This window comes from Bacillus cereus group sp. MG1, assembly GCF_040460035.1.
GTDB lineage: Bacteria > Bacillota > Bacilli > Bacillales > Bacillaceae_G > Bacillus_A > Bacillus_A cereus.
Genome location: NZ_JARVGY010000001.1, coordinates 3,385,492 through 3,400,996, shown reverse-complemented (window position 1 = coordinate 3,400,996; position 15,505 = coordinate 3,385,492). Strand labels below are relative to the sequence as shown.

Here is a 15,505-nt window from a genome sequence, read left to right as displayed (position 1 = left end):
AATGTACAAATAATGATTTATTTGTTTGTTTTTACTATATTATTGACATGCATTTCAGTAAATGACTGAATATAACTCAAAATTTCATCACGCTCATACTCATTTAATAGCTCGTGATAACAATTCGGCCATTCTTTAAAAGCCTTATCACTTATTTTAACATTATCAAACCAAGTGCGGACACGTATTTTATCTACAAGTTTATCCTCACAAGCTTGCATTAGCAAGAGCGGAACATCTGGAAAATCATCTATTTTTTTATGAGCAATTTCGATAGACTTAATCAATTCACTATACCAACGTACTGATACTTTGCGCAAGAACAAAGAATCATTCTCCATTGCATCTCTCACTTCATGGTTACGTGTTGACATTTCCACCGTAAGATTCGTTGCAAATTGCAATTTTGGAGCCACAACATTTAATATTCTTGAAGCAAATTGAAGCGGAGCAGAGGGTCCAGTCACTACCCCTAAACAAGGCGAACTCAAAATAATACCCTCTACATCTTCTCTCTTCGTTTCTTGCATCATACGAATGACAATAAGACCACCCATACTATGACCGAATAGAAAAATAGGTAACCTATACTTTCTTGCTTCTTTCACCCATAATTTAACTTCCTCTATGTATTCATCAAATGAATCAATATGTCCCCTATTTCTTGAAGTCGTTCCATGTGACGGAAGATCCCCCATCACGACGTGGTAGCCGATATGATTCCACATTTCCGCAACGGCTTCGTAACGTCCGTGATATTCCATTGCGCCGTGCACAATAACAATGACAGCTTTTGCTTCCTCCGCTTCATAATTCCACATACGGCTCTCCTCCATTTCACTCTTTCTCATAATTTGATACACTAAAACTAGTCTCTAGGAAAGGAAGACTTTACATGATATATCCTTACAAAGAAAAAAAACCGAAAATTGCGAGTAGTGCTTTTATCGCTGACTATGTTACGATTACAGGCGATGTTTCCGTTGGCGAGGAATCAAGTATTTGGTTTAATACAGTCATCCGTGGTGATGTGTCACCGACAATCATTGGAGACCGAGTAAATGTACAAGACCAATGTACACTTCACCAAAGCCCGCAGTATCCTCTTATTTTAGAAAACGACGTAACAATTGGGCATCAAGTCATTTTACATAGTTGCCATATTAAGAAAGATGCTTTAATTGGAATGGGATCTATTATATTAGATGGTGCTGAAATTGGCGAAGGAGCTTTTATCGGCGCTGGAAGCCTCGTTTCACAAGGAAAGAAAATTCCGCCGAACACGTTAGCTTTCGGTCGTCCCGCGAAAGTCATTCGTGAATTAACAGAAGAAGACCGTAAAGATATGGAGCGTATTCGCACGCAATACGTTGAAAAAGGTCAATATTATAAATCATTACAGAAGTAAATTTCCGCTGCCATAAGATGGGCAGCTTTTTTTATATAAAATCTAACTTTTTCTTTACAAAACATTATTACTCCCTCAACAAAATCTTATTAAAATAAAAGCTAATATCTCCATATATATGTAGATGAGGGAGGAGAATTTTCATGAAGGTCAGTGGATTATATAAAATAGAATGTTACATTTTCAGAGGAATTAACCGCTACTTTGATCAAAAAACATTAAATATCTTTTTCAGCAATATTACTCATATCGGTGGCGCGACTTTCTCCATCGGACTCACACTTTTCTTTTTAATTTTCGCAAAGGGAACTTTGCATCAAGCTGCAATTGCAACTGCTATTTCGTTAGCAATTAGCCATATTCCTGTGCAAATATTAAAAAGGTGGTATCCGCGAAAACGTCCTTATTTAACAATTCAGGATGCAAAATATCCAGTCCATCCATTAAAAGACCACTCTTTCCCGTCTGGTCATACAACAGCCGTTTTCTCTGTCTTCATTCCATTTATTTGCTATAATCCAAGCTTACTTGCTTTCCTATTACCGTTAGCGTTATGCGTCGGTATTTCACGTATTTATTTAGGCCTTCACTATCCGTCAGATGTATTCGTCGGTATGTGCCTTGGCACTTGTTCTGGCATCATCTCTTTTTATCAATTCATCCCACTTTTCACATAAAGGAGTGATATGATGAGAGTCGCCATTTTTACCGATACTTTTACGCCACAAGTTAACGGGGTTGCGAAAACGTTAGAGCGATTAACACAATATTTTCAGAAAGAACAGATCGCCTATTCTGTTTTCGCCCCTCAGCATACAGCTGAAGATAATTTTGTAGCGAATGTGAATAAGATGAGAAGTATCCCGTTAACAATATTATATCCAGAATGTCGTTTTTCTTTTCCTACTCCGCGCATTAAACGGGAACTACTTTCCTTTAAACCTGACATTATTCACATTGCCACACCTTTCAACATGGGACTTTGTGGATTGTATTATGCAAAAAAGTTAAACATCCCAGTTGTCGGTTCTTATCATACTGATTTCGATGCCTATTTACGTTATTACAAAATCGAATTCCTCTCCAATATGCTGTGGAACTATTTAAAATGGTTTCATAGTCATATGCAAAAAAATTTTGTACCTTCCTTTGAAACATTACATCAATTAAAAAACAAAGGCTTTCAGACCCTCTCTATATGGGGACGTGGTGTAGATTGCACACTCTTTCATCCTGCTTACAATACAGACCTATTCCGAAAAAAATATAATATTACAGCGAAGTATGTCCTTTCCTATGTTGGACGAATTGCTCCTGAAAAAGATATTGATACGCTGCAACACCTTATCGTTAAAACAGCACATACTCGAAACGATATTCATTGGCTCATTGCAGGAGACGGTCCTCTAGCAACAAGTTTACGTGAAGCTGTTCCGAAAACAAATATCACTTTTACTGGCTATTTACAAAGTGCAGATTTAGCTGAAGCATATGCTTGTTCTAACATAATGGTGTTTCCATCAGCTACTGAAACATTCGGAAATGTCGTACTTGAATCACTCGCATGCGGTACACCTGTCATTGGTGCAAATAGTGGCGGGGTTAAAAATATTATTACAGATGGAAAAACGGGAGTTCTTTGTCCGCCTAAAAATGAAGATGCATTTCTATCATCCATTTATTTTTTATTACAAAATGAAGAAAAACTTGAGCAGATGGGAATATCAGCTTCATCTTTTGCGAAATCAAAGAGCTGGGATGAGATCTTTCGCGGTTTGCTTAACCATTATGAAGAAGTCCTGCAGCATAACGCATCAGAGTTGCTTGCTTAAATAGAAAAACTCCCTTCAAAAAAACGAAGGGAGTTTATTACATGGTCATAAATTTTAGTTTAATAAATGATACATAAGGTTAAACATTGTTTTATTTCTATATTAATTATATCAAAAATAAACATAACTAAACAGACTTGTAATAAAAACCCATAAAAATTAATATATGGTTATACAGTATTTTAAACTGTATAATGATTTTAAGAATTCCCCTTAAAATCAACTTACTCACATACCTTTATACAGTAATTGTTCCCCAATTCTGTATATCAAAAAACCTTTCATTCATTTGAAAGGTCTTTTTGAGCCTGCACATATTCTTCTTTCGTATTTACATTTATAAACCAATCCGCATTCGCTTGTACATCTTCTCCAGAAACATACTTCACATTACATTGTGATAAAAGCTGGCCCATACTTCTTTTTTCTTCCTGAAGTAAAGCATAAATCTTTTCTTTCACGCGGTTATGATACGCCGCAAGTAGCGGTTGTTTTCTTCCATTAATAATAGGTACAACCGCATCATATTCATTGCTCGTTTGCTCTAGTAAAATGGCAAACCATTGATGCGAAACGTTTGGTGCATCGCAAGGCATAATAGCGTACCAATCTGCTTCTATGTATTCCATACCTGATACAATGCCCGCAAGCGGTCCATTTCCTTTATAGTGCGGAATGTCTTCTATAACAGGAACTTGTACGAATTGCTCTACTCGCTCTTTTATATCAGTATGGCTAATTACTACAATGTCTTGCAAAGTAGTTCCCATCACTTTCACAATATGCTCAACAAAAGTAGTTCCCTTCCAAATTGCTAACGCCTTCGGCTCACCAAATCTACTCGACATACCGCCCGCTAATACAATTCCAGCATACTTACTCATTGGCGATGCAGCTCAAATGTAATATGGCCTAATTCCGGTAAAATTAATTTATTCATCGCAAGTCGAACCGCTCCGCTAGACCCTGGCATCGAGAAGACTACTTTGCGCCCAATTGTACCACCAATCGCTCTACTTAACATTGCGCTGCTTCCGATATCTTCTAAATAACTAATCATACGGAACAGCTCACCAAATCCAACAATTTCTTTATCTAATAACGCTGATACTGCTTCAATTGTGACATCGCGTTTCGTAATACCAGTACCGCCATTTGTTAATACAACATCTACATCTTCCTTATGATAACCAGCTAACACCGCTTGCTGAATACTTTCTTTATCATCTTTTACAATTTCATAAGAAGTTACTTTATGTCCCGCTTCTTTTAACAATTCATGTAATAGTTGTCCGCTCTTATCTGTTTCTTCCGTACGTGTATCGGAAATTGTAACAATCTTGCAACGCACTTCTTTTGGAGCTTGTTTTTTATGTTCAGTTACACTCATTTTTTATCTTTCCTTTCTTAAAGACTTTTCTTCATTTTATCATACATACCTTTACACAATTATGTATGAAGCCAATCATGCGCCATGATACAATATAAGTATAATAACCCACAAAAAGGAAAGTGTACTTTCTTATACTCCTAGACTACACATCTTTAGCTACTCTTTATATTTTCTACATAATAGAATTCAATTTTAAAACTTGTACTAAAAAATAAATTGGAGGTCTACATTGTATGGAACTTTATAAAAAATTAACAACAACATTTATCCTCTTATTCATCGCTTCAATCACTGTCGGCTTTTCCTTAAAAGGCGCAATTCCATACGCTACATTAGTAAGCATTATATTCGCGACACTATTTTTACTAAGTAGTGCCTTTTGCGCAAGTAAAGCACGTCAAATGAAAGGTTGATCACATATGTTCAAAAAGAAATCAATCTTTTGTAAATCATGTAAAACAGAAATACAAACGTATGAAAAAGCGTGGATTCATATGCCCTTTCCGGCGAATGACATGACGAATATGAAAAAGTATATTGAATTAGAAGGACAAATTTATTGTAGTTCGTGTGTTGAGATAATGAACAAAAACCAGTAAATACAAAAGGGGTGTTTACATTGTTTGAATCCAACCGTATCCAGTTACGAAAGTTTTCCGAAGATGATATTCTAACATATTATAAATGGCATAATGATATAGACGTTATGAGTTCAACTACACTCACTCTTGATAAATATTCCTTTCAAGACACAGAAAAACTTTGCCGGCAATTTATTCATTCTTCGAACTCTAAGACCTATATCATTGAAGAAAAAGCTACGCATCTTCCAATTGGTATTACTTCTTTAATTCATATTGATTCGTATAATCGAAACGCTGAATGCATTATTGATATTGGTAAAAAGGATTACTGGGGGCAAGGTTATGGGCAGGAAGCTTTAACCCTATTATTGGATTATGCATTTTTAGAATTAAATTTACATCGCCTTTCTTTACGAGTATTTTCTTTTAACGATAGAGCAGTTAAATTATATAAATCACTTGGTTTTCAACATGAAGGAACTTGTAAAGAAGCTATATTCCGCAACGGCACTTGGCATGACATTGAACTCTTCGCTTTATTCCAACGTAATTATAAATAAAAAAAGCTTTGCGCTCACCGCGCAAAGCTTTTTTTCATATATTATAGACCAGCTTGCTCTTTTAAAGCTGCAGCTTTGTCTGTACGTTCCCATGATAGATCTACATCAGTACGTCCGAAGTGGCCGTAAGCTGCTGTTTGTTTGTAAATTGGGCGACGTAAGTCTAACATTTTAATAATACCAGCCGGGCGAAGATCGAAGTTGTTACGAACTAGTTCTACTAGTACGTCTTCAGATACTTTACCAGTGCCGAATGTATCAACTGAAATTGATACTGGTTGTGCTACACCGATTGCGTATGCAAGTTGTACTTCTGCTTTTTCAGCAAGACCAGCTGCTACGATGTTTTTCGCAACATAACGAGCTGCATATGCTGCAGAACGGTCAACTTTCGTTGCATCTTTACCAGAGAATGCACCGCCACCGTGGCGAGCGTATCCACCGTAAGTATCAACGATGATTTTACGTCCTGTTAAACCAGCATCACCTTGTGGTCCACCAATTACGAAGCGGCCAGTTGGATTAATGAAGAATTTCGTTTCTCCATCCATTAATTCTGCTGGTACTACAGCTTTAATTACGTGCTCTTTTAAGTCGCGATCGATTTCTTCCCATGTAACATCTGGATGATGTTGTGTAGAAATTACGATAGTATCAACACGTACTGGTTTACCATTTTCATCATACTCAACTGTAACTTGCGTTTTTCCATCTGGACGTAAGTATGATAATGTATCATCTTTACGTACTTCAGTTAAACGGCGAGCTAATTTGTGAGCAAGCGAGATTGGAAGTGGCATTAATTCTTGTGTTTCATTACATGCAAAACCAAACATTAAACCTTGGTCTCCTGCACCAATTGCCTCAATCTCAGCGTCAGTCATTTGACCTTCGCGTGCTTCTAGCGCTTGGTCAACACCCATAGCGATGTCAGCAGACTGCTCATCGATAGATGTTAAAACAGCACAAGTTTCTGCATCGAATCCGTATTTTGCGCGTGTGTAACCAATGCCTTGAATTGTTTCACGAACGATTTTCGGAATATCTACGTAAGTAGAAGTCGTAATTTCCCCCGCTACCAATACTAAACCAGTTGTTACAGTTGTTTCACAAGCTACACGTGCATTTGCGTCTTTTGATAAGATCGCATCTAAAATTGAATCAGAAATTTGGTCACAAATTTTATCTGGATGTCCTTCAGTTACAGACTCAGATGTGAACAGATGACGTTTTTTTGTCATGTGGTAAACCTCCCTACAGTAATTGTATATATTGTACGGAACTCATCCTTAATTTGCCACAAACTGCGACATACATTTATTCTCCCACACAAGCATACAGAAAAACCTTTCCTACTTTACATAGAGGAAAGGTTTAATTTGCTACTTGCATACTGCTTTTTGCCCTTCGCTCTTATCGTTCGAGACCTGTAGCCTCGCACAGGTTTTAGCACCTATTCACCTGCATTTATCAATACAAGTGAGGTTGCTGGGCTTCATCGGGCCTGTCCCTCCGCCAGCTCGGGATAAGAGAGTATCCGTCCCAACCTATACTAAAGAAATGATATTCATTTGTCAATTAATATTCACATTTTCCTGAAAGTTTTTCTCAATACGCCTGAAATGAAATATTAATAAGGAAATAATGCATTCACACAAACAAAAAGAAATAAATAGTATACATTATTTATATAATTGTGTTATACTCTTGTTGGGGATTACGAGAAATATTTCATTAAATGAAAAGGATGGTATATAAATATGAGTACTGTGAATGTCCAAATTGGTTTACACGAATTATTGAACGGAAGCAATGCACAGATTCAACTAAGTGTTCCGCAATTAGTGGAAAAAGTATTAATGCGAAATGAAGGGAAATTAACTTCTACTGGTGCCGTTTCTGCTTCAACAGGAAAATATACAGGACGTTCTCCTAAAGATAAATTTATTGTGAAAGAAGCATCGGTTGCTGACAAAATTGCTTGGGGAGCTGTGAACCAACCGATTTCTGAAGAACATTTTAATAAATTATATACTAAAGTTTTAGAATACTTAAAAGAAAAAGAAGAGTTATTCGTCTTCAAAGGATTTGCAGGCGCTGACCGCAATTACCGCCTACCAATTCAAGTTATTAACGAATATGCATGGCACAATTTATTTGTACATCAATTATTCATTCGTCCAACTGAAGAAGAATTAACGACTCATGAATCAGAGTTCACAATTGTTTCTGCACCGAATTTCAAAGCTGATCCAGCTGTTGACGGTACAAACTCTGAAGCATTCATTATGGTTTCATTCGAAAAACGCATCGTATTAATTGGTGGTACAGAATACGCTGGAGAAATGAAAAAATCAATCTTCTCTATTATGAACTTCTTATTACCTGAACAAGATATTCTTTCTATGCACTGTTCTGCAAACGTAGGTGAAGAAGGCGATGTAGCATTATTCTTCGGTTTATCTGGAACAGGTAAAACAACATTATCTGCTGATCCAAACCGTAAATTAATTGGTGATGATGAGCACGGTTGGTCTGATAACGGTGTATTCAATATTGAAGGCGGTTGCTACGCGAAATGTGTAAACCTTTCTCACGAGAAAGAACCACAAATTTTCGATGCAATCACATTTGGATCTGTTTTAGAAAACGTTATCATTAATGACCAAACGCGTATCGCAGACTATAACGATACTACTTTAACAGAAAATACTCGTGCTGCATACCCTATGCATGCGATCGACAATATCGTACTGCCAAGTGTTGCTGGACACCCAAATACAATCATTTTCTTAACTGCTGATGCATCTGGCGTATTGCCTCCAATCAGTAAGTTATCAAAAGAACAAGCTATGTATCATTTCTTAAGTGGTTACACTAGTAAACTAGCAGGAACAGAGCGCGGTGTTACATCTCCGCAAGCAACATTCTCAACTTGCTTCGGTTCACCATTCTTACCACTTGATGCATCTCGCTATGCTGAAATGCTTGGTGAAAAAATTGAGAAACACGATGCGAAAGTATTCTTAGTAAACACTGGCTGGACTGGTGGCGAATACGGCGTTGGTAAACGTATGAACTTAGGTTACACTCGTGCAATGATTCAAGCTGCATTAAACGGTGAACTTGCGAAAACTGAAACAGCTAAACATGACATCTTCGGTCTTGAAGTTCCACTTCACGTACCAGGTGTACCTGACGAAGTGTTAATGCCTGAACAAACTTGGGCTGATAAAGCTGCTTACAAAGCAAAAGCAATCGAACTTGCAAATGAATTCAAAGCTAACTTCAAAAAGTTCGACAGCGTATCTGAAGACATTATTAACTTAGGCGGTCCAATCGCTTAAATTAAAACTTTCTGTTGGAATAACCCTTTACTCATATGAATAAGTGTCGTGTAACCGTAAAGTTTCGCGTACTCACCGACAAAACCCAATGCGGCTTAACGGTTACACACACTTACATAAAAAAGAAGCTTACGTGAAAACGTAAGCTTCTTTCTATATCTTATATAAAGTGAAACGCTAATCTCTTCATCTATGACCTAGATTATAAAATTACAGCTTCGAATATATACATTATATCCCTACTGGGTTTCACATCGTATGGGGCTAAAAAAGGCCCTGACCGCTTCTATCCGTGGCTGGATCATCTATTCCATCTAAAAAGAAGTCTTTTATCTTTTTTAGCTCTTTGTTAGTTCTTTCTCATCTTTCATGCTATAGTATCCTAAATTAACAACAATTAAGAAATACCCACCCAAAATCCCTACTGCAAATGCCCACATAACCATGTGGTGCTCAATTTCGTACATAATAATAGCACCCAAAATTGCAGCTGCAAAACGGTTAAACATACCGAGTGTCGGTGCTTTCGTCTTCTTTACAATACTATCTCCAAGCTTCTCAATTCGTCTCCCTAAAAGCCAAACGCAATACATACTTACAATAAGCCCAATTCCAGCACCTAGAAAATGAGCTGAAAACGGCGTTAACATCCAGCCTAGTAAAAGAAAACCTAGTAAATAATACGATTGAATTTTAAACGATCTTAATGACATACTAATCATGCTGTTCTCCTCTTCAGTAATTTTTATCTATCCAACAAAAAATTTCTTTCAAATTCATATTCCTTACATCCATTTCACTCAAATTAAAAACAACATAAACAGTATGTTTATGTTGTTTAAATATTTTTAGGAAATAATATTATACAAGATTTAAAACATCATATTCTCATATTTTGTGACGGTTTTTCAAACTTTTTTCGTCCATTTATGAAAAAAATGATATCAATCTATGAACATACGGATATGATGTAATAAGCACACAAATAAAGGGGGCGTCTAATGATTTATTTTTTAATGGCTCTCATTCACCTCATTATCCCTGCACTTATTGGACTTTCATTGTATTGGTACACGAAAAACCATAGCATTTTTTACGCTGTCCTCGGTGTTCTTCTTCCAGGTATTATTCTTATTACACTCTTCCGTATTCCATTTTTAAACTTAATTCCACTTATTACTGCTATCTTATTTCTCATCTTCTTACCAAAAATAAAAAAATAGGAAAGCAGATCATAGGTGATCTGTTTTCCTATTTTGATATAGGTTCCCCTGCAATAGAATGAACTTTTACTTTCTCCGATTTCACAAACCATAGACCGACAAAAATGATAATTCCACCGATGATTTGTTGAAACGATACATATTCATTTGCCCAGACAGCTGCAAATAAAACAGCTACAAGCGGCGTTATATACATATATACCATCGTATGTGACGCCCCAATTTTTTGAACACCAACATACCACATTACTAGACCAAATACTGTTACAAAGAAAATAGAATATAGTAAAGCAAATAGTGTCATTCCGTGAGTAATGTGAAATGGCATGACAAACACATGTGGACCACTTAACAATAATAGCGGAATCGCACCCACTAATGCAGACCATGCTGTAACACGTAATGCTGAATATTTTTTAATTAATGGTCCTGCTAAAACAGGATAAAGCCCCCAGCATATTGATGTAATAAGTCCAATTCCATTGCCATAAAAAGAACTAGTAAGCGAATGTCCTGCTACTAAAACTAATGCTGCACCAACAAAGGCAGTCATAGAACCGATTAACTTTCGAGAAGAAAACTTTTCTTGTTTCAAGAAAATCGCAAATACAGTTGTAAAAATAGGTGAAATAGAAATGAGTAAAGAGGCATTTGTAGCAGATGTATATTTGACAGTTTCCATAAATAACGTTTGATACAGTACAATACCTACAATGCTAACGATAATTAATCTAGGTATATCCTTTCGCTCCATATAAACCGACTTTTCAATAAAAAAGGTAAGGAGTAACAGAAGCGGTGCCGCCGCCATCATGCGAAGTGCAGTAAACTCAATTGCTGTAAATTCTAAAAGTCCATACTTCGCAATTGTATAGTTAATCCCCCAAATAATAACAACACTTAAAATTAACAACTCAATTCCCCATCTTCTCATGCGTATCCCCTCCGCAAAGAAGATTATACAGAAAATTCAATCACATGTACATTTCATTATGTGAAAAAATCTTTTTACTTTTGAAACGTTTTGGTAAATGAAATTATATCGGCGATTTTCTGAATATATCGGTGCAACTCCATTTATATCGGCGATTTCCCAAATATATCAGCGCAACTCCATTTATATCAGCGATTTTTTCAATATATCGACTTATCAACAAAAATCGACAATAATAGCGACTTATAAAATAAAAAAGGTGATTCCAAAATACATTTTGGAATCACCTTTCCTTTACTATATTCGAACGTGTAACTTCATATTTGGATTATAAAACTGGCTTGGGCTCTTCAACTGAAAAGTTCCTCCACCTTCATGCCAATCAACCGTTAACTTATCGTCCATAAATACAAGCTTTGTACGATCAGCGATAAAGTTCATTGTGCTTGATTCAATATCCACATCGCGCTCATCTTTCTCTGCTACAGCTACTAAATCGATGATTCCGCTCATGACACAACCGCAACCCTCATTATCGTAAAATAACTTTATATATTTCGCTTCACTTGGAATCGTATCCATAATCTTTTTATATGCTGCTTCTGTTACAGTAACGTACATATGTTAATCTTCATCCTCTCTTCTCTTATCATTCATATATTGTATCATCATTTTTCTTAAAAGTTATATACAGAAAATTAAGACTAATATACAATGTATGTGATAAAGTTTCAGTAATCGAGCTTTTATGAGTAGTTCATGCAGGAGAAAGGATGTTTACTATCCGTGTTCAAACTACAACGATATCCCATGTTATTAGGTCTATTTAGTAGTTTCTTCATTTCTAGCGGAATGCTATTACAGCATGTACTTCCCTATTCTCCTTCTATTAGCTGGATCCTAGGTTTTATTTGTTTCCTATCCGCTTCTTATTTTGCTACGAAGAATACAAACAACTCATAAAGCAAGAATCATCTTAAGGAGGATTATCAAACATGCCAGCCTTAAAAAAAATAGAGCAATCACTCGATCACTTATTCCAAATTGAAAAATACGGAAAAGATAGTGCCTTTAGTCGATTTATCCCAGCCATATATGATCCTATCAAATTTCCTTGGCAACAATTTTTCGAAGCAAATTTTGTAGATTTATTTAACGGCCTTATGATGCACGGATCTGAAAATGTAAACAAAGTATTTTTAGCTGTATTCCCTACAGATGACATTCTTGAAACATTCATTTCACAATCCACACCTGGTGATTTACTCTTTATGCACCATCCCCTTGTAATGGAGTGTGGTGATCCGCTTGGAAGATCAGGTCGCGGTTTCATACCAATTCCTGAAAAATATTTGCAAGGAATAAAAGAAAAACAACTTTCTATATATACATGTCATGTACCAATGGATTTTCATCAAACGCATGGAACGAGTATTTCAATTGCAAAAGCATTAAACGCTACTGTAGTGGACGACTTTGCATATGGAGGTCCAGAACAAGAACCAATTGGCCTTATTTGTGAAATAGATGAAACATCAACAGAAGCACTCCAAAAACATCTAAAACAACTCTTCCAGATTCCTTACACAGACTTCGAAGGTAAACGACATGATTCCATTAAAAAAATCGCAATTATCGCTGGGTGTGGCGATGTTGTATCTTTAATGAAGGAAGCAGAAGAAAAAGGTGCTGAAGCATATATTACAGGAGAAATCCACTGCCATATCGACAATGATTACGGCCGACATAAATACTCGCTCATTATGGATTATGTAAAAGAAACGAATATGTCTCTAATTGGTGTGTCACACTCTGCCTCTGAATATTTAGTGAAAGAGACATTGATGTATGATTGGTTTAAAGAAAATTTTGATGTGGATATTATTTTGCTTCCGCAGGAGAAATGGTGGTTATAAATTTTTAAAGAGATAGCCAATTTAGCTATCTCTTTTTACTAAACTTAAAATTTCATGAGGCGTTTGAAAAATATAATCAGCCACCTCGAATCCTTTCCTTGTTTTCGCTCCCCACAGGGCTAAACCAAATTTTGCTCCCGCTTGTTTTGCGCATTGTAAGTCATATACTGAATCACCTATGTATATCGCTTCTTGTGCATCTATATTCAATCTTTTTAGACATGTCACAAGTGGCTCTGGATGTGGTTTATGTTTTATTGTATCTTCTACACAAATAGAGTGTTCAAAATATGAATGTAATCCAAATGGCTTGAAATCATTGATAAACTCTTGGCGTGTTTTTGAAGTAACAATACCTGTTCGAATCTTATATGAAGATACTATTTCAATCACTTCCGCAATTCCTTTAAATACTGTAATTTCATTCTTAAAATCTGCCATATTACGTATCCATTTCTCATGAACTGCTTTCATATTTTCCACACCAATTTCTTGTAACGCAGCCATACCAGGAATACCTAATGCAAAATGTAGCTTTTCTAATGAATAATTCATCCCTTCATCTCGCAACGTTCTCTGTAATGAATATAAAACTGCTTTTTCCGTATCTAACATTGTTCCGTCAATATCAAATATAATTCCCTTCATTTTTGCGTCCCCCTTTACTTCACTCCAGTGATTAGCTCAATTCCATATTCTTTCACTACTCTTTCTAAATTGCCGGGAATAACATCATTCGTAATAATTGTATCTATTGATTCTAATGACAGTGCCTTAAAGTTTTGACGTTGATTCATTTTTGTCTCATCGGCAAGTAAAAACACTCCATTCGTTTGTTTAACAATTTGACGCTTAAAATGAATATCTTCCTCATACGCATAATAAACACCATCTTCTGTAAGGCCGGGTGATCCAATAAAAACTTTATCAAAATGATAATCTTTTAGTTTCTCCATTGCAGAAAAACCCGCCATATAACGTGAGTGTTTATTTAATTCTCCACCCAAAATATGAATATTTACATTCTCCATATCCATTAAATGATTTACTGTATCAATTGAATTTGTAACAACCGTTATATTACTTGCTGTCAAAAATGAAGCCATACAGTTAACAGTTGTTGAAACATCAAGATAAATAATTTCATTATCTCCTACAAAAGAAGCAGCTTGCTTTCCAATAGATATCTTATATTCAATTTCTTTTTCCTCACGATTTACATAATCCGATATTTTACGGTGGAAAGATGATAAAGCTACACCACCATGAGTTCGTATTATTGTTGTTTCATTTGTTAACTTTACAATATCTCTTCTTGCTGTATCTCTGGAAACTTGAAATAGCTCACACATCATCTTCAAACTCATCGTCCTATGTTCATTCAAATAATCCATTATTTTTATTAAACGTTCCTCTTGATTCATACTCTCACCCATTTTCATTTACTTTTAAGTACTTTTAAGTTATTTTAAGTATATCACAACAAAATCTCTTAAATAAACCTTAAAATAACTTAAAACGGAAGTGAGAAAATGCTACGTACAATTATTTTTGATTTTGATGGCACACTAGCTGATACTTTACCTTTATGTTATTACTCGTTTCAAAACGTTTTTTGGCAATTTGATAATAAAGAAATTACTGAAGCAGAGATTCTTTCTATGTTTGGTCCAAGTGAAGTTGGTATTATTCATGAGAACTTACTTTCTGAAGAAAAAGAAGTAGCAGTTGAAAGATACTATGAATGTTATGAAGAAAAGCATCATGATTACGTAAAGCGAAATCATGAAATAGTAGACCTTTTAATACATTTAAAAAAACAAGGGTTTCAGTTAGCTATCGTAACTGGAAAAGCAAAAAGAAGCCTGGATATTTCTCTAAAAGCATTAGGATTAGTTTCTTTCTTCGACTGTATAGTAGCTGGAGATGATGTAATGAAGCCAAAACCTGACCCTGAAGGTATTCTTCTTGTATTAAATACATTAAATGTAAATGCAAACGAAGCAATTTTTATTGGGGATAGTGATGCTGACATACTTGCTGGAAAACAGGCAGATGTACGAACGATTGGCGTACAATGGTTACCAAACTATCAATCTGCTACATTTACTGTGCAACCAGATGATTTTATTAAGAAAACAGATGATTTTCTCATCTCATTAAATACTAGATTTTCAAAATAAGTAATGGATATTTTATAACTACTTATTATTCTGTATTTATAGAAAAAAATTCGATATACAATACACTCTCACCCTATTTTTGAAATCTAGACACAAAATACGATCCGCCACACAAAAATATAGAA

The 15,505-nt window shown here is 35.6% G+C and carries 19 protein-coding genes and 1 riboswitch; of the genes, 10 read left to right on the top strand and 9 right to left on the bottom strand.

Annotation, left to right across the window (positions count from 1 at the left end; all coding sequences use genetic code 11):
- Positions 1-17: 17 nt before the first annotated feature.
- Positions 18-821: an alpha/beta hydrolase gene (locus QCI79_RS17890; RefSeq protein WP_000267423.1), complete on the bottom strand. Its 804-nt coding sequence runs from the start codon at positions 819-821 to the stop codon at positions 18-20.
- Between the two features lie 74 nt (positions 822-895).
- Between QCI79_RS17890 and QCI79_RS17885 the strand changes: the two genes are divergently transcribed.
- From QCI79_RS17885 to QCI79_RS17875, 3 genes are all read left to right on the top strand, one after another.
- Positions 896-1,408, top strand: a complete 513-nt coding sequence (locus tag QCI79_RS17885) for a gamma carbonic anhydrase (protein WP_000640186.1) — start codon at positions 896-898, stop codon at positions 1,406-1,408.
- Positions 1,409-1,551: 143 nt separating this feature from the next.
- Positions 1,552-2,085 (top strand): phosphatase PAP2 family protein, encoded by a 534-nt coding sequence (locus tag QCI79_RS17880; protein ID WP_000868595.1) that lies wholly within the window; start codon positions 1,552-1,554, stop codon positions 2,083-2,085.
- Positions 2,086-2,097: 12 nt separating this feature from the next.
- On the top strand, positions 2,098-3,240 hold the full coding sequence (locus tag QCI79_RS17875) for a glycosyltransferase family 4 protein (protein ID WP_001261604.1): 1,143 nt from the start codon (positions 2,098-2,100) through the stop codon (positions 3,238-3,240).
- 281 nt (positions 3,241-3,521) lie between these two features.
- Here QCI79_RS17875 and QCI79_RS17870 read toward each other — a convergent pair whose 3' ends face one another.
- Both QCI79_RS17870 and QCI79_RS17865 read right to left on the bottom strand, forming a co-directional pair.
- Positions 3,522-4,124: a molybdenum cofactor guanylyltransferase gene (locus tag QCI79_RS17870; protein WP_000049598.1), complete on the bottom strand. Its 603-nt coding sequence runs from the start codon at positions 4,122-4,124 to the stop codon at positions 3,522-3,524.
- Positions 4,121-4,630 (bottom strand): MogA/MoaB family molybdenum cofactor biosynthesis protein, encoded by a 510-nt coding sequence (locus QCI79_RS17865; protein ID WP_000117124.1) that lies wholly within the window; start codon positions 4,628-4,630, stop codon positions 4,121-4,123. The genes QCI79_RS17870 and QCI79_RS17865 overlap by 4 nt, the downstream gene beginning before the upstream one ends.
- A gap of 236 nt (positions 4,631-4,866) precedes the next feature.
- Between QCI79_RS17865 and QCI79_RS17860 the strand changes: the two genes are divergently transcribed.
- Genes QCI79_RS17860 through QCI79_RS17850 form a run of 3 tightly spaced genes read left to right on the top strand, consistent with a single transcriptional unit; the run spans position 4,867 to position 5,777 of the window.
- Entirely contained in the window at positions 4,867-5,046 is a 180-nt protein-coding gene (locus QCI79_RS17860) for a hypothetical protein (protein WP_000424800.1), read from the top strand.
- Between the two features lie 6 nt (positions 5,047-5,052).
- Positions 5,053-5,232 (top strand): hypothetical protein, encoded by a 180-nt coding sequence (locus QCI79_RS17855; RefSeq protein ID WP_000473616.1) that lies wholly within the window; start codon positions 5,053-5,055, stop codon positions 5,230-5,232.
- 20 nt (positions 5,233-5,252) lie between these two features.
- Positions 5,253-5,777: a GNAT family N-acetyltransferase gene (locus tag QCI79_RS17850; protein ID WP_000464121.1), complete on the top strand. Its 525-nt coding sequence runs from the start codon at positions 5,253-5,255 to the stop codon at positions 5,775-5,777.
- A 41-nt stretch (positions 5,778-5,818) separates the two neighbouring features.
- Here the strand turns inward: QCI79_RS17850 and metK are convergent, their stop codons facing one another.
- A complete protein-coding gene (metK, locus tag QCI79_RS17845; protein WP_000163123.1) occupies positions 5,819-7,018 on the bottom strand; it encodes a methionine adenosyltransferase in 1,200 nt (399 codons plus the stop codon).
- 169 nt (positions 7,019-7,187) lie between these two features.
- A riboswitch (SAM riboswitch) is annotated at positions 7,188-7,309 on the bottom strand.
- Between the two features lie 228 nt (positions 7,310-7,537).
- Here metK and pckA point away from each other — a divergent pair.
- Positions 7,538-9,124 carry a phosphoenolpyruvate carboxykinase (ATP) gene (gene pckA / locus QCI79_RS17840; RefSeq protein WP_000108802.1) on the top strand — a complete coding sequence of 529 codons (1,587 nt, stop codon included), beginning with the start codon at positions 7,538-7,540 and terminating at the stop codon, positions 9,122-9,124.
- A gap of 338 nt (positions 9,125-9,462) precedes the next feature.
- On the opposite strand, the gene QCI79_RS17835 is transcribed toward pckA, so the two are convergent.
- The gene (locus QCI79_RS17835) at positions 9,463-9,846 is read right to left on the bottom strand and encodes an ATP synthase subunit I (protein ID WP_000624933.1); all 384 of its coding nucleotides are present in this window, start codon (positions 9,844-9,846) and stop codon (positions 9,463-9,465) included.
- Between the two features lie 279 nt (positions 9,847-10,125).
- Between QCI79_RS17835 and QCI79_RS17830 the strand changes: the two genes are divergently transcribed.
- Positions 10,126-10,347 (top strand): hypothetical protein, encoded by a 222-nt coding sequence (locus QCI79_RS17830; RefSeq protein WP_000639042.1) that lies wholly within the window; start codon positions 10,126-10,128, stop codon positions 10,345-10,347.
- A gap of 28 nt (positions 10,348-10,375) precedes the next feature.
- Here the strand turns inward: QCI79_RS17830 and QCI79_RS17825 are convergent, their stop codons facing one another.
- Positions 10,376-11,281, bottom strand: coding sequence for a DMT family transporter (locus tag QCI79_RS17825; protein ID WP_021728757.1), 906 nt, complete (start codon positions 11,279-11,281; stop codon positions 10,376-10,378).
- Positions 11,282-11,578: 297 nt separating this feature from the next.
- Positions 11,579-11,902, bottom strand: coding sequence for an iron-sulfur cluster biosynthesis family protein (locus tag QCI79_RS17820; RefSeq protein WP_000289569.1), 324 nt, complete (start codon positions 11,900-11,902; stop codon positions 11,579-11,581).
- 374 nt (positions 11,903-12,276) lie between these two features.
- On the opposite strand from QCI79_RS17820, the gene QCI79_RS17815 reads away from it, so the two are divergent.
- Entirely contained in the window at positions 12,277-13,197 is a 921-nt protein-coding gene (locus QCI79_RS17815; protein ID WP_001111114.1) for a Nif3-like dinuclear metal center hexameric protein, read from the top strand.
- A 21-nt stretch (positions 13,198-13,218) separates the two neighbouring features.
- On the opposite strand, the gene QCI79_RS17810 is transcribed toward QCI79_RS17815, so the two are convergent.
- Both QCI79_RS17810 and QCI79_RS17805 read right to left on the bottom strand, forming a co-directional pair.
- Entirely contained in the window at positions 13,219-13,845 is a 627-nt protein-coding gene (locus tag QCI79_RS17810) for an HAD family hydrolase (RefSeq protein ID WP_000676033.1), read from the bottom strand.
- 14 nt (positions 13,846-13,859) lie between these two features.
- Complete coding sequence (locus tag QCI79_RS17805) at positions 13,860-14,621, bottom strand: DeoR/GlpR family DNA-binding transcription regulator (protein WP_015382478.1); 762 nt, start codon at positions 14,619-14,621, stop codon at positions 13,860-13,862.
- A gap of 108 nt (positions 14,622-14,729) precedes the next feature.
- Here QCI79_RS17805 and QCI79_RS17800 point away from each other — a divergent pair, with 108 nt between their 5' ends.
- Positions 14,730-15,380, top strand: a complete 651-nt coding sequence (locus QCI79_RS17800; protein ID WP_000946543.1) for an HAD family hydrolase — start codon at positions 14,730-14,732, stop codon at positions 15,378-15,380.
- The last annotated feature ends 125 nt before the right edge of the window (positions 15,381-15,505 follow it).